At 64.3% G+C, this 22,492-nt stretch carries 15 protein-coding genes and 5 pseudogenes; 11 read left to right on the top strand and 9 right to left on the bottom strand.

The window, feature by feature from the left end; all coding sequences use genetic code 11:
* Positions 1–214 precede the first annotated feature (214 nt).
* The 4 genes from ACVWW3_RS28015 (at position 215) to ACVWW3_RS28000 (ending at position 4,663) form a co-directional block, all read left to right on the top strand.
* Positions 215–1,162, top strand: a complete 948-nt coding sequence (locus ACVWW3_RS28015) for a TAXI family TRAP transporter solute-binding subunit (protein ID WP_456647972.1) — start codon at positions 215–217, stop codon at positions 1,160–1,162.
* 193 nt (positions 1,163–1,355) lie between these two features.
* Positions 1,356–3,464, top strand: a complete 2,109-nt coding sequence (locus tag ACVWW3_RS28010) for a TRAP transporter permease (RefSeq protein WP_456647973.1) — start codon at positions 1,356–1,358, stop codon at positions 3,462–3,464.
* The gene (locus tag ACVWW3_RS28005; protein ID WP_456649733.1) at positions 3,425–3,844 is read left to right on the top strand and encodes a DUF1850 domain-containing protein; all 420 of its coding nucleotides are present in this window, start codon (positions 3,425–3,427) and stop codon (positions 3,842–3,844) included. Before ACVWW3_RS28010 ends, ACVWW3_RS28005 begins: the two co-directional genes overlap by 40 nt.
* Before the next feature lie 12 nt (positions 3,845–3,856).
* A complete protein-coding gene (locus ACVWW3_RS28000; protein WP_456647974.1) occupies positions 3,857–4,663 on the top strand; it encodes an SDR family NAD(P)-dependent oxidoreductase in 807 nt (268 codons plus the stop codon).
* A gap of 48 nt (positions 4,664–4,711) precedes the next feature.
* Here the strand turns inward: ACVWW3_RS28000 and ACVWW3_RS27995 are convergent, their stop codons facing one another.
* Complete coding sequence (locus ACVWW3_RS27995; RefSeq protein WP_247351248.1) at positions 4,712–5,482, bottom strand: hypothetical protein; 771 nt, start codon at positions 5,480–5,482, stop codon at positions 4,712–4,714.
* Between the two features lie 83 nt (positions 5,483–5,565).
* A complete protein-coding gene (locus tag ACVWW3_RS27990; protein ID WP_456672208.1) occupies positions 5,566–7,110 on the bottom strand; it encodes a cation:proton antiporter in 1,545 nt (514 codons plus the stop codon).
* Between the two features lie 127 nt (positions 7,111–7,237).
* Here ACVWW3_RS27990 and ACVWW3_RS27985 point away from each other — a divergent pair, with 127 nt between their 5' ends.
* The 4 genes and pseudogenes from ACVWW3_RS27985 (at position 7,238) to ACVWW3_RS27970 (ending at position 11,949) form a co-directional block, all read left to right on the top strand.
* Positions 7,238–7,996 (top strand): tetratricopeptide repeat protein, encoded by a 759-nt coding sequence (locus tag ACVWW3_RS27985; protein ID WP_456647975.1) that lies wholly within the window; start codon positions 7,238–7,240, stop codon positions 7,994–7,996.
* Positions 7,997–8,128: 132 nt separating this feature from the next.
* Positions 8,129–9,514: a tetratricopeptide repeat protein gene (locus ACVWW3_RS27980; RefSeq protein ID WP_456647976.1), complete on the top strand. Its 1,386-nt coding sequence runs from the start codon at positions 8,129–8,131 to the stop codon at positions 9,512–9,514.
* 142 nt (positions 9,515–9,656) lie between these two features.
* Positions 9,657–11,568, top strand: a pseudogene (locus tag ACVWW3_RS27975) (propionyl-CoA synthetase).
* 111 nt (positions 11,569–11,679) lie between these two features.
* On the top strand, positions 11,680–11,949 hold the full coding sequence (locus ACVWW3_RS27970) for a hypothetical protein (protein ID WP_247351234.1): 270 nt from the start codon (positions 11,680–11,682) through the stop codon (positions 11,947–11,949).
* A 94-nt stretch (positions 11,950–12,043) separates the two neighbouring features.
* On the opposite strand, the gene ACVWW3_RS27965 is transcribed toward ACVWW3_RS27970, so the two are convergent.
* Positions 12,044–12,739, bottom strand: coding sequence for a DUF1013 domain-containing protein (locus tag ACVWW3_RS27965; protein WP_247351232.1), 696 nt, complete (start codon positions 12,737–12,739; stop codon positions 12,044–12,046).
* A 254-nt stretch (positions 12,740–12,993) separates the two neighbouring features.
* Here ACVWW3_RS27965 and ispH point away from each other — a divergent pair.
* From ispH to rnhA, 3 genes and pseudogenes are all read left to right on the top strand, one after another.
* A pseudogene (gene ispH / locus ACVWW3_RS27960) lies at positions 12,994–13,963 on the top strand (4-hydroxy-3-methylbut-2-enyl diphosphate reductase).
* Positions 13,964–13,969: 6 nt separating this feature from the next.
* Positions 13,970–14,953: a homoserine kinase gene (locus ACVWW3_RS27955; RefSeq protein WP_456647978.1), complete on the top strand. Its 984-nt coding sequence runs from the start codon at positions 13,970–13,972 to the stop codon at positions 14,951–14,953.
* Positions 14,950–15,414 (top strand): ribonuclease HI, encoded by a 465-nt coding sequence (rnhA, locus tag ACVWW3_RS27950; RefSeq protein ID WP_247351227.1) that lies wholly within the window; start codon positions 14,950–14,952, stop codon positions 15,412–15,414. Before ACVWW3_RS27955 ends, rnhA begins: the two co-directional genes overlap by 4 nt.
* A gap of 164 nt (positions 15,415–15,578) precedes the next feature.
* On the opposite strand, the pseudogene ACVWW3_RS27945 reads toward rnhA, so the two are convergent.
* The 6 genes and pseudogenes from ACVWW3_RS27945 to ACVWW3_RS27920 form a co-directional block, all read right to left on the bottom strand.
* Positions 15,579–16,065: pseudogene (locus tag ACVWW3_RS27945) on the bottom strand (redoxin family protein).
* A 106-nt stretch (positions 16,066–16,171) separates the two neighbouring features.
* Positions 16,172–16,726, bottom strand: a complete 555-nt coding sequence (locus ACVWW3_RS27940; RefSeq protein ID WP_456647979.1) for a DUF924 family protein — start codon at positions 16,724–16,726, stop codon at positions 16,172–16,174.
* Positions 16,727–16,741: 15 nt separating this feature from the next.
* Complete coding sequence (locus tag ACVWW3_RS27935; RefSeq protein WP_247351218.1) at positions 16,742–18,427, bottom strand: long-chain fatty acid--CoA ligase; 1,686 nt, start codon at positions 18,425–18,427, stop codon at positions 16,742–16,744.
* Between the two features lie 188 nt (positions 18,428–18,615).
* A pseudogene (locus ACVWW3_RS27930) lies at positions 18,616–20,089 on the bottom strand (D-alanyl-D-alanine carboxypeptidase family protein).
* A gap of 188 nt (positions 20,090–20,277) precedes the next feature.
* A pseudogene (locus ACVWW3_RS27925) lies at positions 20,278–22,077 on the bottom strand (glucan ABC transporter ATP-binding protein/ permease).
* 74 nt (positions 22,078–22,151) lie between these two features.
* On the bottom strand, positions 22,152–22,463 hold the full coding sequence (locus tag ACVWW3_RS27920) for a HigA family addiction module antitoxin (protein ID WP_247445221.1): 312 nt from the start codon (positions 22,461–22,463) through the stop codon (positions 22,152–22,154).
* Positions 22,464–22,492: the final 29 nt, after the last annotated feature.

The raw sequence follows: 22,492 nt of genomic DNA, 5'->3' as shown, positions 1-22,492 counted from the left end.
CTCCCGCACGCGGGAGAGGTTGCACCGAGCCTGCTGCGTGAGTGATTGATCCCACTTAAGCGTGCCTGGCTGCGCCACCTCGCCGCATCTGCTCGGTTCCCCAAAAATCAAGCCAGGACAGCCATTTACCGCAGTCCTGTTTTGACTTTTGGATGGGTTGACCCGCTCCCCTCATCCGGCCAACTTCCCGGCCGGTTTGGGGAGTGGAAAGATCATGAAACGAACGATTTTCGGCGTGGCCGCGGCTCTTGCCCTGGCGGCGTCGGCACCTTGCGCGCAGGCGCAATCCTTCATCAACGTGCTGACCGGGGGTACCTCCGGCGTCTACTACCCGCTCGGGGTTGCGATCGGGAAGATCTACGGCGACAAGATTCCGAACGTGAAGACGCAGGTGCAGGCCACCAAGGCGTCGGTCGAGAACCTGATCCTGCTCCAGCAGGGCCGCGGCGAGCTGGCGTTCACGCTCGGCGACTCGCTGAAAGCCGCCTGGGACGGCGAGGAGGAGGCGGGCTTCAAGACCAAGCTCGACAAGCTCAGGACCATCGGCGCGATCTATCCGAACTACATCCAGATCGTCGCGACTGCCGAGAGCGGCATCAAGACGCTGGCGGACCTCAAGGGCAAGAGCCTGTCGGTCGGCGCGCCGAAATCGGGCACGGAGCTCAATTCGCGCGCGATCCTGGCGGCGGCCGGCATGAGCTACAAGGATCTCGGCAAGGTCGAGTATCTGCCGTTTGCCGAATCCGTCGATCTCATGAAGAACCGCCAGCTCGGCGCGACGCTGCAATCGGCCGGCCTCGGCGTGGCCTCGCTGAAGGATCTCTCGACCTCGAGCCCGATCACGGTGGTGTCGGTGCCGAAGGAAACCGTCGACAAGATCGGCCTGCCCTTCATCGCGGCGACCATTCCCGCCAACACCTACACCGGGCAGGACAAGGACGTGCCGACCGCGGCCGTGGTCAACTATCTCGTCACCAGCGCGGCGGTGTCGGACGATCTCGCCTATCAGATGACAAAACTGGTCTACGAGTCGTTGCCCGAGCTCGCCAATGCGCATGCGGCCGGCAAGGAGATCAAGCTCGAGACGGCGGCCAGCGGCAGCCCGGTTCCGCTGCATCCCGGCGCGATCCGCTATTACAAGGAAAAAGGGCTGATCAAGTAAGGTCGGCCCTCATTATCGGACGTCATGGCCGGGGCAAAAGCGCGAAGCGCGTCTTCGCGCAGATGTCCCGGCCGTCCACGTTCTAAGGCCAGGCGAGAAAGATCGTGGATGCCCGGGACAAGCCCGGGCATAACGTATTCAGGATGCAGCGCGAATGCTGTAGGAACGCCCGATCGGGGGCGGGGACATATCGATGTTGCAGGCAGAGGGCACCGCGGCGCCCATCAAGGTCGAGTTCGACAATTTCGAGCACGGTTTCCCGGAAGGCTTTGGCCCTGGCTGGTGGGGCACACTCGCCTATTGGATCGGCATCGCGTTCGCCACGTTCCAGCTCTATGTCGCCGCCTTCAATTATCTCCCGAGCCAGGTGGTGCGCGGCGTCCATGTCGGTTTCCTCGTTCTTCTCACCTTCGGCCTGATCGCAAACTTCACCGCGAAGAGCGCCGCCGGACGCGCGCTCGGCTGGGTGATCGGCGGCGCGGGTTTCTTCTGCGGCCTCTACCAGTGGATTTTTTATGCGGACTTGATTGCGCGCGACGGCGATCCGACCCGCCTCGATCTCGCCGTCGGCACGCTGCTTGCGGTGCTGATTTTCGAGGGCACGCGACGCCTGATGGGGCCGGCGCTACCGCTGATGTGCGGCGCCTGTCTCGTCTATTGGTTCTTCGGGCAATATCTGCCGTCGCCGCTCAACCATCGCGGCTATGATTTCGACCAGATCGTCACGCATCTGTCGTTCGGCACCGAAGGTTTTTACGGCGTGCCGATCTACGTCTCGGCGACCTACATCTTCCTGTTCATCCTGTTCGGCTCGTTCCTGGAGCGCGCCGGCATGATCCAGCTCTTCACCGACGTCTCGCTCGGCCTGTTCGGCCGTACCCGCGGGGGACCTGCCAAGGTCGCGGTGTTCGCCTCGGGCATGATGGGCACGATCTCCGGCTCCGGCGTCGCCAACGTCGTCACCGTCGGCCAGTTCACGATTCCGCTGATGATCAGGTTCGGCTATCGCCGCGCGTTCGCGGCCGGCGTCGAGGCGACAGCCTCGATGGGCGGGCAGATCATGCCGCCGGTGATGGGTGCGGTCGCCTTCATCATGGCGGAGACGCTCGGCGTCCAATATTCGGAGATCGTGAAAGCGGCGGCGATTCCCGCGATGCTCTATTTCGCCTCCGCCTTCTGGATGGTGCATCTGGAAGCCGGCAAGCACGGCCTCACCGGCATGAAGAAGTCGGAGACCCCGAGCGCCTGGAAGGCGCTGGTGAAGGGTTGGTACCTTGTGCTGCCGCTCGCAGCCCTCGTCTACATGCTGTTCGAAGGCTTTACGCCGCTCTATGCCGGTAGCATGGGCCTCGCGCTCACAGTGGGGCTGATCCTTGGCACCGCCATCACGACGGGCGCATCTTCAATGGCGGTCCGCAGCATCTTCTGGATCGGGCTCGCGCTCGTTGTTGCCGCGCTGTCGCGTGACGGCCTTCAGATCGTGCCGGTCGCAGGCGTCGTCGTCGCGTTGATCGTGATCACTGCGTTCGTGCGCGGCGGATTTTCCGCCCTGCGCGCCTGCCGCGATGCACTGGCTGAAAGCGCGAAATCCGCCATCACCGTCGGCATGGCCTGCGCCATCGTCGGCGTCATCATCGGCATGATGTCACAGACCGGCGTCGGCACCATCTTCGGCGGCTGGGTGATCGGCCTCGGCGAGAAGAGCCTGTTCCTGGCGTTGATCATGACCATGCTGCTGTCGATCCTGCTCGGCACCGGCATCCCGACCATCCCGACCTACATCATTACGGCAGCGCTCGCGGCGCCCGCGCTGGCGAAACTCGGCGTTCCCCTGATCGCGAGCCACATGTTCGCGTTCTATTACGGCATCATGGCCGACCTCTCGCCGCCGGTGGCGCTTGCGGCGTTAGCCGCGGCACCGATCGCGAAGGAGAATCCGGACAAGATCGGCTGGGAGGCGATGCGCATCGCGCTCGCCGGCTATGTGATCCCGTTCGTCTTCGTCTACTCGCCGGCGCTGATGCTGCAGGCCGGCGATCCCATGGCCGCCAGGCTCGGCTTCTACGGCGCGGTGGCGCTGGCGACCTTCAAGGCGCTGGTGGCGATCGCGCTGTTCGGCATGGTCGCGATCGGCTTCCTGTTCACGCGCCTGACGTTCCTCGAACGGTTGGTCGCGCTCGGTGCAGCGCTCTGCCTGCTCGGCGACTTCCCGTTCAGCGACACCGCGGGCTTCCTGCTCTCCGCGGCGATCGTACTGTGGCAGTGGCGGCAGCGTCCGCCGGCGCCGGTCGAGGCGATGTGAGCCTCTGCTTCGCCACAGCCTCAGGCGTGAAGGCGCTGGCGCTGTCCGCCTTCACGCTGGTGTGGACGCATTCGATCGCGAAGGTCGATTGGCAGGAAGACTGGCGCGTCACCCCCGCGGGGCTCGAACTGGTGCAGGCGCGCGTGAAGGGCACCGGCCCCGGCATGGAGCCGCCGCCCGAGGCGCGCCTCGTCGACGGCTGGTTTCAATGGAGACCTGCGCGCGCGCCGATGCCGGAGGTGGTGCTGGGCAATTCCGGCGCGGCTGGCGAATGGCGGCTTTGCCATGACGGTAAGTGCCAGACGTTGTCGGAGATTGTCGGGCATCCGATCGGTGCTAACGTTACGAAGATGAGCATCTGCGAAGAACAAGAGAAATAAGGGAGACACGCGATGGACCGGCTCAAGGGCAAGGTTGCGATGGTGGTGGGCGCCGGCTCGATCGGGCCGGGCTGGGGCAACGGCAAGGCCACCGCGGTCACCTTTGCGCGCCAGGGCGCGCAGGTGTTCTGCGTCGATCGGAACGGCGCGGCCGCTGAAGAGACCGCGAAGATCATCACGGACGAAGGCGGCAAGGCGACCGCGTTCACGGCCGACGTCTCGCGCGCCAGCGAGATCGAGTCGATGGTTGCGGCATGCCTCAAGGCACACGGCCGCATCGACGTGCTCGACAACAATGTCGGCATCGCCGAGATGGGCAGCGTCGTCGAGGTGACCGAGGAGAGCTGGGACCGCGTCTTCACCGTGAACCTCAAGAGCGCCTATCTCGCCATGAAGCACGTCATCCCCGTGATGGTGAAGCAGGGCGGCGGCTCGATCATCAACATCTCCTCGATCGCATCGATCCGCCATGTCGGGATTTCTTATGTCAGCTACAACGTCAGCAAAGCGGCGATGAACCAGTTGACGCGATCCACCGCGATCGAGTTCGCGAAGAACCATGTGCGCGTGAATGCAATCCTGCCCGGTCTGATGAAGACGCCGATGGTGGAACATTCCGCAGGTCTTGCGAACAGCTACGCCAAGGGCGATGTCGAGGCGATGTGGCGCGCCCGCGATGCGCAGGTGCCGATGGGCCACATGGGCGAGGCCTGGGACGTCGCGAATGCGGCGCTGTTCCTGGCGTCGGACGAAGCGAAATATGTGACGGGGATCGAGCTGGTGGTGGACGGCGGGATCACGTGCAAGGCGGGGGCGTAGCTCCCTTCCTCGTCGCCCTGGCTTGCGCCAGGACGACAGCCCGGGCCCTTACTGCGCCAGCGCCAGAATCCCGCCGGCAAACGAATGCCAAGCCGCAGTCTCGCTGATCGGCCAGTTCAGCACCTTCACCGCCAGCATCGCGAGCGTACCGTAGATGTACACCGGATGCACCCGGCCTTCGGTGCGCCAGTCGCGTACCATGGCGACGACGAGCAGCAGCGAAGCGACCACGGCCGGCGCGATGGTAACGGGCACTGGCGGCGGCCCGGGCGGTCCCGGAGGTGCAAGGAAGGTGAGAAACCAGCGCGCGATCGCCGCATCGAGGATGGAGACCGCGGCTAGCAGCATCAGGCGTTTGTGAATCTCGGGCTTTCGCGTGTTCATGATCGCAAGCATGAACACCACTGCGAAGAACGCGATCCCGCTCATCGGCACGATCGAGAAGGCGATGCCGGCCTCTTTTTGTCCGAGCGCGGCGGAATGCTGCATCACATGCACCGATGCGAGGAAGCCGAAGATCGTCATCGCGGTCGCGAGCGAGACGCCGGCGATGCCGATCGCGCGGTGATTGAGCACGCGGCCCGAGGCCGCGAGCCAGGCCTGGATCACGAAATAGAGAGACCAGGTGAAGAACAAGAGACCGTGAAAATGAATCACGGGGCTTGCGGACAATGTCCGTTGCGCGAGCGGCACAAAATAGGTCGGTGCGAAGCCGAGAAAAGCGGTGGCCGCGCAGGCCAGTGCCATGTGGAGATAAAAATATCGTGCGGGCGACGCATCTCGCGCGCGCACACGACGGTCGTCGATTAGGGTCGTCATCTGGAATGAGTCTGAAGAGGCGGGGTTTGGTTCAAGCCCCTGGCCACCTGTGCAGGCGGGGCGGATGTCAGGGGCGACAGGATTTAACCCCCCGCGCTCAATTCTGCGCGATCGAGCTCTTCCTCGATCCGATGAAATGCATCGTCGCCGATTACTTCGGTGGCGCGGAGGTCGAAGATCGACTTTCGCGCGGCCGCGATACCCCGGCGGCGCAGGGGATCGGCGGGCAATTCGCCGTTGGCGACACCGCCGTTCGGATCGTCGTCTGTCTGCATCAGGATGGCGCGATATTCGAGCCGCAGGATTTCAGCCTCCTCCGACGGATCGTCCTCGATCGCGTCGAGCGCCGCGCGATAGGCGACGGCGCGGGCGCGCGCGACCTCGATGCCGACGGGATCGTCGTCCTTGAGGTCGAACGCCAGGATCAGCGGCCGCAGTGTCAGGCCCTGCACGACCAGCGTGCCGAGCACGACCGCAAACGCCGAAAAGACGATGAAGTCGCGATAGGGAAAGTTTTCCGGCAGGGCAAAGGCGGTCGCGAGCGTGACGAGACCGCGCATGCCGCACCAGGAGACGATGAGGCCGCCCTTGGGCGAGGCGACCTGCTTCGGATCCTTCGGGTGATAGACCCCGTGCGCGATCAGTGCGCGCAGCGTCGTGCGGTAGAATGTGATCCAGGCCAGCCGCACCAGGACCACCGTGAGCAGGATCCAGGCCGCGGCCACGCAATATTCCCAGCGCACGTCCGCATTGAGCCGCGTCCAGATCGGCCGCATCTGCATGCCGATCAGCATGAAGGCGAGCACGTTGAGCACGAACACCATGGTCTCCCACACCGCATAGGACGGCACCCGCAGCCGCGCCGGCATGCGCGCCCCCGCCGTGCGCGCGATGGTGATGGCGTAGACCACGATGGTGAGGATGCCGGAGAGCCCGAGATGCTCGGCGGCGATCCACACCATGAAGGTGGTGGCGAATTGCACGATGATCGCGCTCGGCGCTTCCTTTACCCGTTCCATGAACAGCGGGATGATGCGGCCTGCGACCAATCCCGCGACGACGCTGCCGACCAGCGCCAGCGCCATGGTCGGCGCGACCTGGCTCCATGCCAGATGCTCGGTGGCAATCGCGCCGACCGCGATGCGATAGATCAAGAGCGCGGTCGCGTCGTTGAGCAGGCTCTCGCCTTCCAGAACCTTGACCATCCGATAGGGCAACTTCACCTGGCTCAGGATTGCGACCGCGGCGGCTGCATCCGGCGGGGCCACGATGGCGCCGAGCGCAACCGCGGCGGCCCAGGGGATGTCCGGCATCAGCCGGTGCGCGACGTAGGCCACGCCGGCCGTGGTCAGGCCGACGGCGGCGACGACCAGGGTGGAGACCGGAACCCAATTGTTGCGCAGATCGCGCAGCGAGGTGTCGAAGGCGGCATCGAGCAGGACCGGTGCGACAAAAAGAGCCAATGCCAGGTCGGGCTCCAGCGTCCAGGACGGGCTCGACGGCACAAAGGCGATCAGCGCGCCACCGATCGCGAGAAAGGTCGGGTAGGGGACCTTGATCCGCCGCGCCAGCGCCGATAATGCAACGGCGCCGAGCAGAAGCACGATGATCCATTCGAATGTCGACACGTTGATCCCCGAAACCGATTGAGCGGCCCGACAAGCTAGCACCAATCCGGCCGTATGATGGATAGTGCGGCCCCGAGGCAAGACCTTAACCCGGACCTTAACTCAGGCCTTACCGACTGTGACGAGCATGCGTTTTCTCATTCAATGGTCCGGCGCCGGGTTGCTCTTTGCGCTCTCGTTCGCCGCGGCTCATGCCGCGACCGGCGGCGAACCGGCCGCGGTCCCGCAGGTCGACGTCGCGCCGTGCCTTGCTGCTGCAGCGGCCGACGACATCGACAAGGCCGCCACGGCCTGCGCCGCCGTGATCGACAACGAGAAGACGGTGAAAGGCGATCTGATCAAGGCGCTGATCGCGCGCGGCGCGCTGTTTGCCCGGCATGACCAGATCGACCGCGCGATCGCCGACGACAGCCGCGCTCTTCTGCTCGATTCCGGCCTCGCCGATATCTTCAACGCGCGCGGCGAGCTCTGGCTGAGGAAGGGCGACAAGCCCAAGGCGGTGCAGGATTTCGGCGCGGCATTGAAGATCGATCCGAACCACGAGAAGGCCAGGGTCAATCACAAGGCGATGGCGCGCGAGATCGAGCGGATCGGCGCGCAGATGGCGGTCGCAGGCAAGCCCAGCTTCAGTTGCAAGGGTGCGCGCCGCCCCGTCGAGAAGTCGATCTGCGCCAACCGCGAGCTCGCCGATCTCGACCGCGAGGTTTTTGCCTCCAATGCCCGTGTGCTCCGCGACGCCCGCAATGCGGGCGAAGCGAAGGCGCTTCAGCGCGAGCAGGACGATTTCATCGCCCGCCGCAATGCCCGATATGGCCGGCCCGGCTACGATCTGAAGAAGGCGATGCAGGAGCGGTTGCTGCGGCTGAACGGGGTGGATGGCTATTGAGGCTCCTCGTCTGCCGCCTTAAGAGCGGGGCGAGGGAGCGAGGGGTCGGTGCGCCCCTGACACGCCCGATTTGAACCGATTCTTTGGCCGCCGCGACAATGGTGAAAGCCTGATGTCTCGGAGCCCTATGCCATGTGCGGCACGCATCTTTCCGCGCAAATGTTCTCGTTTGCAAAAATCTCGCTTCGCTCCTTCCTGCTCAGCGCGGCAATGAGCGTCGTCCTCGTCGCTCCTGCCTTGTCCGGCGTCGATTGCGTGATGGGGAGCAAGGCCGCTCCGGCCGAGCTGATCCCGGCATGCAGCGCCATCATCGACCAGGCCTCAAATCCATCTTCCGATCGCGCCGCGGCATTGCTGGTGCGCGCCGACGCCAATGCGCGGACCTCGGGCGGCGTCACGCAGGCGCTGAGGGATATCGACCGCGCCATCGCGCTCGAGGGCCGAAATGCAAAAGCCTGGCGCCTGCGCGGCGATCTCCTGCGCGAGGCCGGCGGCGATCTCAACCGCGCCGCGGCGGATCTCAGCAAGGCCATCGAGCTCGATCCGCAGGATGCGGAGTCTTACGAGCTGCGCGGCGTGGTCTACACCAACCAGCACCGGCTCGACCGCGCGCTTGCCGATTACGATCAGGCGATCAAGCTGAAGCCTGACAATGCGCAGACCTGGTCCGACCGCGGCGTGACCTACTATCTCGGCGGCGACAACGACAAGGCGATTCGCGATCTCAGCGAGGCGTTGCGGCTCGATCCGAACCGGCCGCGCAGCTACACCAATCGTGGCGCCGCCTACAAGAAGGTCGGCCAGCTCGACAAGGCGGTTGCCGACGACGGCGAGGCGATCAGGCTCGATCCGAAGGTGCCCGAATATTACGACAATCGCGGCCTGTCGCTGGCCGCGATGGGCGAGTACGACAAGGCGATTGCCGATTACGATCAGGCGCTGCGGCTGGCACCGCGGCCGAATTTCTTCACCAATCGCGGCGATTCCTACCATCTCAAGGGCGAGCTTGGTGCTGCGCTCAGCGATTACGAGGCCGCGCTGAAACTCGACCCGAATTTCGCGCAGACCTACAACAACCGCGCCGTGCTCTACAAGAAGATGGGCGAGCGCAAGAAGGCGCTGGCCGATTACGAGACCGCGCTACGGCTCGATCCCGGCAACGACAATGCCGCCAGCGGCCGCCGAACCATGATCGCGGAGATCGCGAAATTCGGCGTCGAGCCGCTGTGGCCGCTCGCGGCGAATTCCGGCAATGGCCCGTCGTTCGATTGTGCCACGGCGAAGCGCGAGGTCGAGAAGATGATCTGCGCCGATCCACAGTTGGGCGTGCTCGACCGCCAGATTGCCGAGACCTACGAACGCGTATTGAAGTCGGCCGGCTCCCGCTCGGCCGGCGACCTCCGCCGCACCCAGCGCGATTTCCTCGCCACCCGCAATACGAGCTTCCGCCGGCCGGGCTATGACCCGAGAAAGGTCATGCAGGAGCGGTTACAGCGGCTGAATGCGATGGATAGCTGAGCACCGTTCTTTCAGCTTGAACCGCGGCCCGTTCCCGGGAAAATACCCCCCAAACAAGCCCGGTACTTGATCCCTGTCATGGCGGGACGTTTGTCCCGCCAAAGGTCAAGGCCAGGCGAATAAAGGGAACGGGAGCGCAAGCATGAATGTCCAGGGGAAAAGCAGCTATCACGACGTCTATGCACGCTCGCTGGCCGACCCTGAGGGCTTTTGGGCCGAGGCGGCGAAGGAGATCGACTGGATCGAGCCGCCGAAGGCGATCTTCGATGCTTCGCAGGGCGTCTACGGCCGCTGGTTCAGCGGCGGCTTGGTTAACACCTGCTACAATGCGCTCGACCGCCATGTCGCGGGCGGCCGCGCCGGCCAGGTCGCGCTGATCCATGATTCGCCGCTGACCAACACGGTCACCAGGTTCACTTACGCCGAGCTCTTGAACGAGGTGGAGGCGCTCGCCGCCATCATGCGGGATTTTGGTGTGGCCAAGGGCGATCGCGTCATCCTCTATATGCCGATGGTACCGGAAGGCCGTCGTCGCGATGCTCGCCTGCGCGCGCATCGGCGCGGTGCACTCCGTGGTGTTCGGCGGCTTTGCCGCGAAGGAGCTCGCCAGCCGCATCGACGATGCGCAGCCAAAGTTGATTCTGTCGGCGAGCTGCGGCATCGAGCCCGGGCGCATCGTGCAGTACAAGCCGCTGCTCGACGAGGCGATCAGGCTTGCAGGTGTGAAGCCGAAGGCCTGCATCGTGCTGCAACGTTCGCAGTTCATCTGCGACCTGACGCCAGGACGCGACTACGACTGGGCGGGCCTGCGCCGCAAGGCGATGAACGACGGCAAGAAGGCGCCGTGCGTGCCCGTCGCGGCCACCGATCCGCTCTACATCCTCTATACGTCAGGCACGACCGGCATTCCCAAGGGCGTCGTGCGCGACAATGGCGGCCATCTCGTCGCGCTAAAATGGTCCATGTTCAACCTCTATGGCGTCAAGCCGGGCGAGGTCTGGTGGTGCGGCTCCGACATCGGCTGGGTGGTCGGCCACAGCTACATCGTCTACGGTCCGCTGCTGCACGGCGCGACCTCGATCATGTACGAGGGCAAGCCGGTCGGCACGCCCGATGCGGGGGCATTCTGGCGCGTGATCAGCGAGCACAAGGCGGTCGCCTTTTTCACCGCGCCGACCGCGTTCCGCGCGATCCGGAAAGATGATCCGGAAGGAAAATTCATCCGGCAATACGACCTCTCGACATTCCGCACGCTGTTCCTCGCCGGCGAGCGCGCCGATCCGCCGACGGTGGAATGGGCGGAGCAGCAGTTGAAAGTGCCTGTCATCGACCATTGGTGGCAGACGGAGACGGGCTGGTGCATCGCCGGCAATCCGGTGGGGCTCGGCATGCTGCCGGTGAAGCACGGCTCGCCGACGGTCCCGATGCCGGGCTATCAGGTCGACGTGGTCGACGAGGCCGCAAAGCCGGTCGGCCCCAACACCATGGGATCGATCGTCATCAAGCTGCCGATGCCGCCGGCCTGCCTGCCGACGCTGTGGAATCAGGACGAACGATTCAAGGAAGCCTATCTCACCGAATTTCCCGGCTACTACAAAACATCGGATGCCGGCTACAAGGACCAGGACGGCTATGTCTTCGTCATGGGCCGCACCGACGACATCATCAACGTCGCCGGACATCGGCTCTCGACCGGCGGCATGGAGGAGATTTTGGCTTCGCATGCCGATGTCGCCGAATGCGCCGTGCTTGGCGTCAAGGATGCGATCAAGGGCGAGGTACCCTGCGGCTTCCTGGTGCTCAAGGCTGGCGTGAAGCGGGCTCCCGCCGAGATCGAGAAAGAGATCGTCGCGCTGGTGCGCGACAAGCTCGGTCCCGTCGCCGCGTTCAAGCTCGCCATCATTGTCGGCCGCTTGCCCAAGACGCGCTCGGGCAAGATTTTGCGCGGCACCATCAAGAAGATCGCTGATGGCGAGACCTGGACGATGCCAGCGACGATCGAGGACCCCAAGGTGCTCGACGAGATCGGGGAGGCGCTGAAGGGGAGGGTATGAGCTCCGTCGTCATTACGGGTTCGGTCCCGCGGACCGCTCCGGAATGACGGTGCAAATGACTTACAATCTCCTCATTCCGCGCTAAACAAGGCCGGCCAATAAGGATCTCGGATGCCACTCGCCGCCACGCCGCGCCTGCTTGCAGCTGTCCTGCTCGCCATCGCCCTCTCCGCCTGCTCCGCGCGCTACCAGACGCCGGTGGCGATGGGCGGCGACGATGACGACGCGGTCTGCCAGAGCCGTGGCAATGCGCTGGGCTCGCCCGAATACGTGGCCTGCCGCAAGGACCGCGACGTCCAGCGCAGCGCCGCGACCACCCGGGCCGACCGTCGCCAGCGCGACCTCGGCGAATACATGCTGAACCATCCGGACCGGCCGTAGAGGCTGCTTCCACCTGTTCCGTCCTTGCGTCACATAAAAAACGCGGCGGGTTTTCCCGCCGCGTTTGCATTCGATGACGACTGAAGACGAAGGATTACTCCTCATCTTCCTCCTGCTTCTTGCCGCCAAGCGTCTTGAGCTTGGCGAACACGGCGTCGACGTTGAGGTCGTCGCTGGATTTCTCCGCCGGCTCGAACTCGTCCTTCTTGGTGGTCTCGGAGGCCGGCAGCAGGGTTGCGCCGCCATAGGCTGCGTCGATCGGCTTTTCCTTGGCGGCGCGCGCGACCTCGAAATCGAGTTCGATCTGCGAGCAGAGACCGAGGGTCACGGGGTCGATGGGGGTCAGCGACGAGGTATTCCAGTGGGTGCGGTCGCGGACGCTGGCGATCGTGCTCTTGGTGGTGCCAACCAAGCGCATGATCTGGGCGTCCTTGAGTTCGGCATGGTTGCGCAGCAGCCAGAGAATGGCGCTCGGGCGCTCGTGGCGGCGCGAGACCGGGGTGTAGCGCGGACCCTTGCGCTTGGGCTGCGGTGGCAGCACCACCTTGCTCTCCTGGAGGCGGAGCCGGTAGTCCGGGCTTCTCTCGCCCTTCTCGATCTCCTCGCGGGTCAGCTGGCCGTTGGAGAGGGGATCCATGCCCTTGATGCCCTGTGCCGCGTCGCCGTCGGCGATCGCGCGCACCTCAAGGGGGTGCATTTTGGTGAAATCGGCGACCTGGTCGAAGGTCAGCGCGGTGTTGTCGAGCAGCCAAACGGCGGTCGCCTTGGGCATCAGCGGTGCGTTGCTCATGGCAAATCTCCTTTGTGCTTCGCCCACCCCTTTTGGAGGCGAAACCGGTGGTCATCAGCGATGACTGGGAATTCGGGCTATATAAGCCCGGAGGGGGTAGTCACGCAATGGTTCTGCTATAGATAGTGCCTTGACAGCGCCCGAAAGGGGGCCCAATTCCCTCTGAAGTCGCTGTAAGCTCGTTCCCAAGCCCTATTCATCCATCGACCGCTTCCCGCCCACTTGGCGAGGTGATTCGGTCCCGAGATCGCTCAATGTCAGCCAAACCAGACCTTAAGATCGTGCTTTGTTCTCCCCGTGGCTTCTGTGCCGGGGTGGTCCGGGCGATCGACACCGTGGAACGGGCGCTCGATAAATACGGCGCCCCCGTCTATGTTCGCCACGAGATTGTGCACAATAAATACGTCGTCGACGGGTTGAAGAAGAAGGGCGCGATCTTCGTCGAGGAGCTTGCCGAGATCCCGGAAAACACCACTGCGCCGGTGGTGTTCTCGGCCCATGGCGTGCCGAAATCGGTTCCGGCCGACGCCACGTCGCGCAATCTGTTTTCGCTGGATGCGACCTGCCCGCTGGTGACCAAGGTGCACCGCGAGGCCGCGATCCATTTCAAGCGCGGCCGCGAAATCTTCCTGATCGGCCATTCCCATCACCCTGAGGTGGTCGGTACGCTCGGCCAGCTCCCCGTCGGCGCCGTCACCCTGATCGAGACCGCCGAGGACGCCAAGACCATTGCGCCGAAGGATCCGAACAACCTCGCCTTCGTGACTCAGACCACGCTGTCGATCGACGACACCGCGCGAGATCGTCGCACTCCTGAAGGAGCGCTTCCCGAACATCAACGGGCCGCACAAGGAAGACATCTGCTACGCCACCACCAACCGCCAGCTCGCGGTGAAGAAGGTGGCGCCGGTGGTCGATGCCCTGATCGTGGTCGGTGCGCCGAACTCGTCGAACTCGCAGCGCCTGCGCGAAGTCGCGGAACGCGAGGGCTGCCCGATCGCGGTGCTGGCGCAGCGCGCCGCCGACCTCGACTGGAAGCGTTTCGAGAACATCACCAGCCTCGGCATCACCGCGGGCGCCTCGGCACCGGAAGTGATCGTCGAGGAGATCATGGACGCGTTCGCCGAGCGCTTCACGCTGCATGTGGAGACGGTCTCGGCCGCGGAAGAGAACGAGTTCTTCCCGCTGCCGCGTCAGGTGCGCCCCGAAGCCGCCGCCGAGTAGACCTTCATGGCGGTCTACACCGACGTTGCCGCCGACGAGCTTGCGGACTTCCTGAACCAATACGATCTCGGCGAATTGCTCTCCTACAAGGGCATCGCCGAGGGCGTCGAGAATTCAAACTTCCTGCTGCATACGACCCAGGGCTCCTTCATCCTCACGCTCTATGAGAAGCGCGTGGCGAAGAAAGATTTGCCCTTCTTTCTCGCGCTGATGACGCATCTCGCCGAGCACGGCATCAACTGCCCGCTGCCGGTGAAGGGCAGAGACGGCGAGGCGCTGCGCGAGCTGTCGGGCCGGCCGGCCGCGATCATCACCTTTCTCGAAGGCGTCTGGCCGCGCAAGCCGAGCGCGACCCATTGCGCGGGCGTCGGCGGAGCGTTGGCGAAGATGCATCTGGCCGGCGCCAATTTCGCGATCAAGCGTCCGAATGCGCTCTCGGTCTCGGGCTGGCGGCCGCTGTTCGATGCGGCGTCACACCGGGCCGACGAGGTGCAGCCCGGCCTGCGCGCGTTCCTCGCCGCCGAGCTCGACTACCTCGAGAGCGGGGTCTGGCCGAAGCCTTTGCCCGAAGGCGTGATCCACGCCGACCTCTTCAACGACAACGTCTTCTTCATCGGCGACCAGCTCTCGGGGATCATCGACTTTACCTTCGCCTGCAACGATATGCTGGCCTATGACGTCGCGATCTGCCTCAACGCCTGGTGTTTCGAGCCGGATCATTCCTTCAACGTCACCAAGGCGCGCGCCTTCCTCAATGCCTATGGCCGCGTGCGAAAGCTCTCCGAGGCGGAAGAGGCTGCGTTGCCGCTGCTGGCGCGCGGCGCCGCGATCCGCTTCCTGCTGACGCGGCTGGTCGACTGGCTCAACGTTCCGCCTGGCGCACTGGTTCGGCCGAAGGATCCGCTGGAATATGTCCGCAAGTTGCGCTTCCATCAGAGTGTTTCCACCGTGCGCGACTATGGGCTGATGCCCTCGGGACTGGTCGCGTGAGCGAGATTCCAGTTGTCACGATCTATACCGACGGCGCCTGCTCGGGAAATCCCGGGCCCGGCGGCTGGGGCGCGATCCTCAAGTTCGGCGACAAGGAAAAGGAGCTGAACGGTGGCGAGCGTCACACCACCAACAACCAGATGGAGTTGATGGCGGCGATCTCCGCGTTGGAAGCACTGAAGAAGCCGTGCACCGTCGACCTCTACACCGACAGCCAATATGTCCGTCAGGGCATCACCGGCTGGATCCATGGCTGGAAGCGCAATGGTTGGCGCACCGCCGACAAGAAGCCGGTGAAGAATGTCGAGCTATGGCAGCGCCTCGATGCCGCGCTGAAGGCGCATGACGTGCGCTGGCATTGGGTCAAGGGCCACGCCGGGCATCCCGAGAACGAACGCGCCGATCAGCTCGCGCGCGACGGGATCGTGAAGGCGCGGTTGCAGCAGCGGGTGGCGGAGTAGCGCGAGGCGTCGTCGCCTCATTCTCAACTGTCATCGCCCGGCCTTGACCGGGCGATCCAGTATTCCAGAGACGCTTATCATTCAGCCGAGAGGTCTCGGCGTACTGGATCGCCCGCTTTCGCGAGCGATGACAGTTGTGGTTAAGGCTAAACGCGCTGGCCGCCTTACAGCTGCCCGAGCAGCGTATCGCCGCCGGACACTTCGACCTTGCCCGGCATCGCCTCGAGGTTCAGCTTCTTGACCACGCCGTCCTCGACCAGCATCGAATAGCGCTTGGAGCGGATGCCGAGACCGTTGCCGGAGGCGTCGAGCTCCATGCCGATCGCCTTGGCGAAGTCGGCATTGCCGTCGGCGAGGAAGATGGCCTCGTCGCGCTGGTCGGTGTCGCGCTTCCAGGCGTTCATGACGAAGGCGTCGTTGACGGAGACGATGGCGATGGTCTCGACGCCCTTGTCCTTCATGGCGTAGGCGTTGAGGAAGATGCTCGGCAGATGCATCTTGTGGCAGGTGCCGGTATAGGCGCCGGGCACCGCGAACAGCGCCACTTTCTTGCCCTTGAAGATATCGTCGGTGGTCTTCACCTGCGGACCTTCCGCCGTCATCACGCGGAATTTCGCCTCGGGGCAGCTTGTCGCCAGTCTGGATCGCCATCGTCAGTCTCCCTGAAAATCGGTCCCGCTTTTTAGACCGTGCGGCGGCGCTGCACAATGTTGCCGGTGGGGGGCGGCGAGGGGCGCGGTCCTTCACCGTTATGTCATCAGCCGGCAAAACCGCCGCCGTCGAGGAAGGCCTGTTCGTCCTCGGTGGTCTCGCGTCCCAGGAGCCGGTTGCGGTGGGGGAAGCGGCCGAACCGGCGTATGATATCGGCATGCTCCCGGGCGTATTTCAGGTTCTCGGCATTGTCGGTGTTCTGAAACAGCGCGACGCAATGCAATTGGTCGGTCAGGTGCTCGGAATGCATGAAGGGCAAATAGAGGAATTCGAGCAGGATGGGATCGATCCTGCGATCTGTGCCCCTCTCGATTGCGCGGCGGGCGACGTTGCGCGCCAGCGCGTCGCTGGCAAAGGCTTCCGGCGTGCCGCGGAACATGTTGCGGGGAAACTGGTCGAGCGCAATGACGAGCACCAGCGCGCCCTCGTCGCTGTCTTCCCAGGAGGCCAGCTCGCCGGCGATCGCCCTCTTCCATAGCAGAAGAAAGCGACGCCTGACCTCCGCGTCGAAAGCGTCGCTGTGCTTGTACCAGCGCTCGCGACCGGCCTCCCGCCAGAACGCGAGAATGCCGGCCGGCGTGATGTCGCCTACGTCAGTCATGAATCCAGGGAGCGGCTACGCCGCCTCCGCCTTCTTCTCGTCGCGCAATTGCCGGCGCAGGATCTTGCCAACATTGGTCTTCGGCAGGTCGGTTCGGAATTCGATCTGCTTGGGCACCTTGTAGCCGGTGAGCTGCTCCTGGCAGAACTTGATCACGGCTTCGGCCGTGAGGTTCGGATCCTTCTTGACCAGGAACGCTTTCACCGCCTCGCCCGACTTGGAATCGGGAATGCCGATCACGGCGCATTCGAGCACGCCCGGATGGCTCGCGATCACTTCCTCGATCTCGTTGGGATAGACGTTGAAGCCGGAGACCAGGATCATGTCCTTCTTGCGGTCGACGATCTTGGTGTAGCCGGTCTCGTCCATCACGCCGATGTCGCCGGTGCGGAAATAGCCGTCGGCGGTCATCACCTTCGCGGTCTCGTCCGGCCTGTTCCAGTAGCCCGACATCACCTGCGGGCCCTTGGCGCAGATCTCGCCGGGCTGGCCGAGCGGCAGCTCGTTGCCGTCGTCGTCGCGGATCGAAATCCAGGTCGAGGGCACGGGAATGCCGATCGATCCCGAGAACTCGGTCGTGGTCGCGGGATTGCAGGTCAGCGTCGGCGATGTCTCCGACAGGCCGTAGCCTTCGGCGATGAAGCAGCCGGTCACCTCCTTCCACTGCTCGGCCACGGGGCGCTGCACCGCCATGCCGCCGCCGTTGGAAATCTTCAGCTTGGAAAAGTCGAGCTTCTTGAAATCGGGATGGTGCATCAATCCGTTGTAGAGCGTGTTCACAGCCGGGAAACTGTTGACCTGGTATTTTGCCAGCTCCTTGACGAAGCCTGCGATGTCGCGCGGATTGGGGATCAGCAGATTACAGCCGCCGGCGCGCACCGCGAGCAGGTAGCAGGCCGTCAGCGCGAAGATGTGGTAGAGTGGCAGCGCGCAAACGATCATGAGCTGATCGACATGCGGGGGTGCGACTATCGCCGGCTGGAGCCAGGCGTCGTTCTGCAACACGTTGGCGACGATGTTGCGGTGGAGCAGGGTGGCGCCCTTGGAGACGCCGGTGGTGCCGCCCGTATATTGCAGGAAGGCGACGTCGCCGGGCGACAGTTTCGGTTTGTTGAACGTCGCGCCGCGGCCAGCCGATAACGCATCGTTGAACGACACCGCGCCCGGCAGCGACCAGGCCGGCACCATCTTTTTGACGCGGCGGACGACGAGATTGACGATCACGCCCTTGAAGCCGAGCAGGTCGCCCATGCTGGCGACGATGACGTGCTTCACTTGCGTCTTCGCGATCACCTGCTCGACGGTATGGGCAAAATTCTCCAGCACGATAATGGCTTCGGCGCCGGAATCCTTGAGCTGGTGCTCGAGCTCGCGCGGTGTGTAGAGCGGGTTGACGTTGACCACGGCGAAACCGGCGCGCAGCACCGCGGCGGTCGCGACCGGATATTGCAGCACGTTCGGCATCATGAGGGCGACGCGAGCACCGCGCTGGAGCCCACGGCCTTGCAGATATGCGGCCAGCGCGACCGACATCTGATCGAGGTCGCGATAGCTGATCGATTTGTCCATGCAGATGAACGCCTTGCGGTCGGCGAACTTCGAAAAGCTCTCCTCCAACAGGTCGACCAGCGATGAGTATTGCGTCGGCTCGATATCAGCAGGCACGCCGGGCGGATATTGCTTGAGCCAGATGCGCTCCATCGAAAACTCCCCTCATTTACCAGAGCCCGTTGTGTCTCGGGCTTGCCTCATTGCCGCCAGTATCGAGCTTGCCGGAACGGGTGGCAAGTCGTGGTGACTTAGGGCAAAGGTCAGGGAGTGGCTACCGGAATCCTGCCAAACCGCGCTGCCGCAGTGCAAAGTGGGCGTGGTCTCAGCTCGGCGCGCCGCTAACTGTTGTTGGCCGGCTTGGCAGCGGGCTTGGTCGCTGCCTTTGGCTTGGCGGGCTTGGGTGCCTGATCGCCGCTTGCCGCAGGTTTTGCCGCCGCATTGGACTTTGCTGAATCCGACTTGGCCGCAGCGTGCTTGGTCCCGGCCGGCTTGGCAGCGCTCTTGCCGTCGGCTGGCTTGGCAACCGGCTTCGCCGCCGCCGTCTTGGCCTCGGTCTTGGCGTCCGTCTTGGCATCCTTCGGCTTGTCGGCCGCGTCAGGCTTCTTGGCGACGCGCGACTTCTTGCCACGCGGCTTTGGGGTGGCCTGCTGGTCGGCATCGGCCGCGACCGCGGCGATCAGGGCGGTACCGGTGCGGGTCGGGCCGGTATAGACCAGCACGGGCTCCGCGGCCGCCGCGGCCGTGGCCATCAGCTCGGAGGCCCTTCATCAAGGGTGGTTGAAGCCCAGCGGTGAAGAACGTCACCTGGGCTTCGCCGCCGGTGGCGGAGGCCGATCCGCTCGTGCCGCCATTGGTGGCGATCAGTGCGTCGTCGTCATCGCTGGCGGGCCGCTTGCGATGGCCGCCGCACATGTCCTCGCGCAGGTTCGGCGGCGAGGCGTCGACCGGCACCAGCTTTTCGACGGTGCCGAGCGATGGGCGGAGCCAGGTGAGATTGTCCTGCGAGAAGCCGCGCTCGAGCAGCTGGGCTGCCTTCACCGCGCGCGCGGTGCCGGAATTGGCGCCGAGCACCACCGCAATCAGTCTCCGGCCATTGCGTGTCGCCGACGCAACGAGGTTGTAGCCCGAGGCGCAGATGAAGCCAGTCTTGAAACCATCGGCACCGGGATAGCGGCCGATCAGCTTGTTGAAATTGCCCGTGACGCGCTTGCCGAAGCGGATCGCCGGGATGTGCACGAAGTATTCGTATTCCGGCAGGTCGCGCAGGAACGAGCGCGCGAGAATGCCGAGGTCGCGCGCCGACGTGATCTGGCCGTCGGCGGGCAGACCGTTCGGATTGACGTAGCTCGTCTGCGTCATGCCGAGTCTCTGCGCGGTGTCGTTCATCATCGCGGAGAAGCCGTCGATCGAGCCGCCGACGCCTTCGGCGAGCACAACGGCCATGTCGTTCGCCGACTTCACCATCATCATCTTCAGTGCATTGTCGACGGTGAGCTGTGTTCCCGGACGGAATCCCATCTTCGAGGGCGATTGCGAGGCCGCTGTCGGCGACACCGTAATCAGCGTGTCGAGCGTGAGCTTGCCGTCCTTGACCGCCTTCAGCGTGACATAGGCGGTCATGATCTTGGTGACGGAAGCCGGATACCAGGGAATGGTCGCGTTTTCCGCCTGCAACACCTTGCCGGTGTCGGCCTCGATCAGCAGCAATGCTTCGGCGCTCGCCGCGCGCGGCGCGAGCGACGCGGCGCATGCGAGTGTCGCAGCGAACAGGTTGAACAGGGATTTACGAAGCAGCGGGCGAAGAGCGTGCACTATCCGATTCCGGTCCTTGGAGACCCGCCGGTTCCGGTCGGCTCTCGTGATCTGATGTTCGGTTCTGAATCCAGCGCCGCCGCTTGCGGCGTCGCAAACCTATACCGGCTGGTGCGTCGGGAATAGGGGCATCAGCGGGGTATTCCGCAATGAAATAGGCCGAATTTCGACGGTCCCATGAAGACTTGCTAAGGCGACTGGGCGGCAGTCGCGGCAGCCTCAGCTGCTGTCACGCTGGCCCGTGCGTTCTCCCGAACCATGAACTGGGCCCTGGCGAGTTCGGCGAAATGGCCGCCTTTGGCCACGAGTTCATCGAAAGTTCCGCTTTCGATCACACGCCCGTTCTCGAACACCAGGATCCGCGTGGCATTGCGGATGGTGGAGAGACGGTGGGCGATCACGAAGGTGGTGCGCCCCTTCATCACTTCGTCGAGAGCGGCATTCACCTTGCGGCCTCGGTGACGGCGTCGAGCGCGCTGGTCGCCTCGTCCAGGATCAGGAGCGGCGGATCTTTCAGCAATGCGCGGGCGATCGACAGCCGCTGGCGCTCGCCGCCGGACAGCATGCGGCCGCGCTCGCCGGCATTGGTCTCGAAGCCGCCGCTGCGCTCGATGAATTCGAGCGCCTGTGCGCGCCCTGCCGCCGTGCGCATCTCCGCCTCAGTGGCGTCCGGCTTGCCGACGCGCAGATTCTCCGCGATCGAGCGATTGAACAGCAGCGCCTCTTGAAAGACCACGCCGATGTTCCGCCGCAGCGATGTCAGCGTCACCCCGCGCACGTCCATGCCGTCGATCCTAATGAAGCCGGACTGCGGATCGAAGGCGCGATGCAGCAGCGCAATCGCCGTCGACTTGCCGGCGCCGGTCGCGCCGACCAGCGCAATGGTCTGGCCTGGCAGCGCGGTGAAGGAGAGATCCTCGATCGCCGGCCGTTTGCCGTCATAGGAGAAGGTGGACGTCGTTGAATTCGACGAGGCCGGAGAGCCGACCCGCGTCGATCGCATCGGGTCGGTCGTGCACCGCGGGCACGGCATCGAGCACGTTGAAAAACTCGCGCAGGCGCGGGGCTTCCATGAATACGTTGTTGATGAAGCTCACGACCTGCTCGAGCTTCTGGATCAGAAGCGTCGCGAAGCTCACGAACATCACGATTTCGCCGACCGAGGTCAGCCCCTGGTCGTGCAGCGAGATGCCCAGTGTGAAGATCGCGAGCACGGTGATGGTGGTGGAGGCGCGCGTGATGACGGTGACGAGCGCCCACCACGACAGCACCGGCATTTGCGCCGCGAGTAACTGGTCGGCGACGGAGCGCAAGCCCTTCACCTCGGATTCGACGCGCACGAAACTCTGCACCAGCGCGACGTTGCCGAGGGCGTCGGAAGCCCGCGCGGAGAGCTCGCTATAGTGCTCCTCCACCTCCATCTGCATGCCGAAGGTTCTGCGCACCACGAAGGTCGTCAGCGCCGTGAAGACGATGCAAAGCACGAACAGCAGGATCGCGAGCCGCCAGTTCAGGTACAATGATAGCGGCAGCAGCACCACGACCGACAGGATCGCGGCAAAGTGCTCGCGGAAGAAGCCGAGCCAGAGCCGCCACAGCGCATCGGTGCCGTTGAGCATCACCTTCATCAGCCGGCCCGAATGTGTGCCGGAATGGAAGGTCAGCGGCAATTGCAGGATGTGCTCGAAATAGTCGGTCAGCACCGCCTGGCGCTGGCGGTGCGAGAGCCGGTCGGCCTGCAAGGCCACGAGCGCGCTGCAGGCGATGGTGAACAGCCCGAATGCCACCCAGGCCATCAGAAACGGCCAGGCCGAGTCCGATCCGGCAACCGTCTTGCCGGAGAGCACGTCGACGATCCGGCCGAACAGCACGGGTTCTGCGAACTGCGAGGCGGCAAGCAGGAGATTGGCAAACGCCAGCAGCCAGCCGAGCCCTGCTTCCTTGCCGAGCAGTTCGAGAACGCGGGTGTAGAGACGGAGGATGGGCATGCGATACGCTGAACCGTGGGAAGGTCGTCAGTCAACCAGTTGAACGGCTGCAAGACTACATTGGTGTGGACGGCTCAGGCCACCTTCAACGTGGGGATATGGCTGACGTCCACCGTCTGTTCCGCGTGCCAGGTGTCGTGGGCAGCCTGCATCCGGACCCAGATCCCGGCGCCGCCTCCAAACAGCTTCCCGACACGGACCGCTACCTCCGGCGACAGAGGCTTCTTCTCTTCCATGATATCGTGAAGATGTTGCCGCGAGATGCCTAACAGGCGCGCGATCTCAACCTTGGTCTTGCCTGAGGCCGGCAGCATGTCCTCGCGAAGCACCGCGCCGGGATGAACGGGACAGCGGCGGGGATTTCGCTTGGCAGGATATTCGACCATGGCAGCTCCACGCCGAGTCAATCTCGGCT

The sequence above is a fragment of the Bradyrhizobium sp. LM2.9 genome (assembly GCF_054056555.1).
Note: the sequence above shows the minus strand (reverse complement) of the source record. Positions and strands in the feature narration are given on the sequence as shown.

Bases quoted from the DNA above. Each gene is read 5' to 3' on its own strand.
- ACVWW3_RS28000 (WP_456647974.1), top strand. From the start codon at position 3,857: ATGGACCGGCTCAAGGGCAAGGTTGCGATGGTGGTGGGCGCCGGCTCG.
- ACVWW3_RS28015 (WP_456647972.1), top strand. From the start codon at position 215: ATGAAACGAACGATTTTCGGCGTGGCCGCGGCTCTTGCCCTGGCGGCG.
- ACVWW3_RS27935 (WP_247351218.1), bottom strand. From the start codon at position 18,427: ATGGAGCGCATCTGGCTCAAGCAATATCCGCCCGGCGTGCCTGCTGAT.
- ACVWW3_RS27940 (WP_456647979.1), bottom strand. From the start codon at position 16,726: ATGACTGACGTAGGCGACATCACGCCGGCCGGCATTCTCGCGTTCTGG.
- ACVWW3_RS27995 (WP_247351248.1), bottom strand. From the start codon at position 5,482: ATGACGACCCTAATCGACGACCGTCGTGTGCGCGCGCGAGATGCGTCG.
- ACVWW3_RS28010 (WP_456647973.1), top strand. From the start codon at position 1,356: ATGTTGCAGGCAGAGGGCACCGCGGCGCCCATCAAGGTCGAGTTCGAC.
- ACVWW3_RS27965 (WP_247351232.1), bottom strand. From the start codon at position 12,739: ATGAGCAACGCACCGCTGATGCCCAAGGCGACCGCCGTTTGGCTGCTC.
- ACVWW3_RS27970 (WP_247351234.1), top strand. From the start codon at position 11,680: ATGCCACTCGCCGCCACGCCGCGCCTGCTTGCAGCTGTCCTGCTCGCC.
- ACVWW3_RS27985 (WP_456647975.1), top strand. From the start codon at position 7,238: ATGCGTTTTCTCATTCAATGGTCCGGCGCCGGGTTGCTCTTTGCGCTC.
- ACVWW3_RS27955 (WP_456647978.1), top strand. From the start codon at position 13,970: ATGGCGGTCTACACCGACGTTGCCGCCGACGAGCTTGCGGACTTCCTG.
- ACVWW3_RS27980 (WP_456647976.1), top strand. From the start codon at position 8,129: ATGTGCGGCACGCATCTTTCCGCGCAAATGTTCTCGTTTGCAAAAATC.
- ACVWW3_RS27920 (WP_247445221.1), bottom strand. From the start codon at position 22,463: ATGGTCGAATATCCTGCCAAGCGAAATCCCCGCCGCTGTCCCGTTCAT.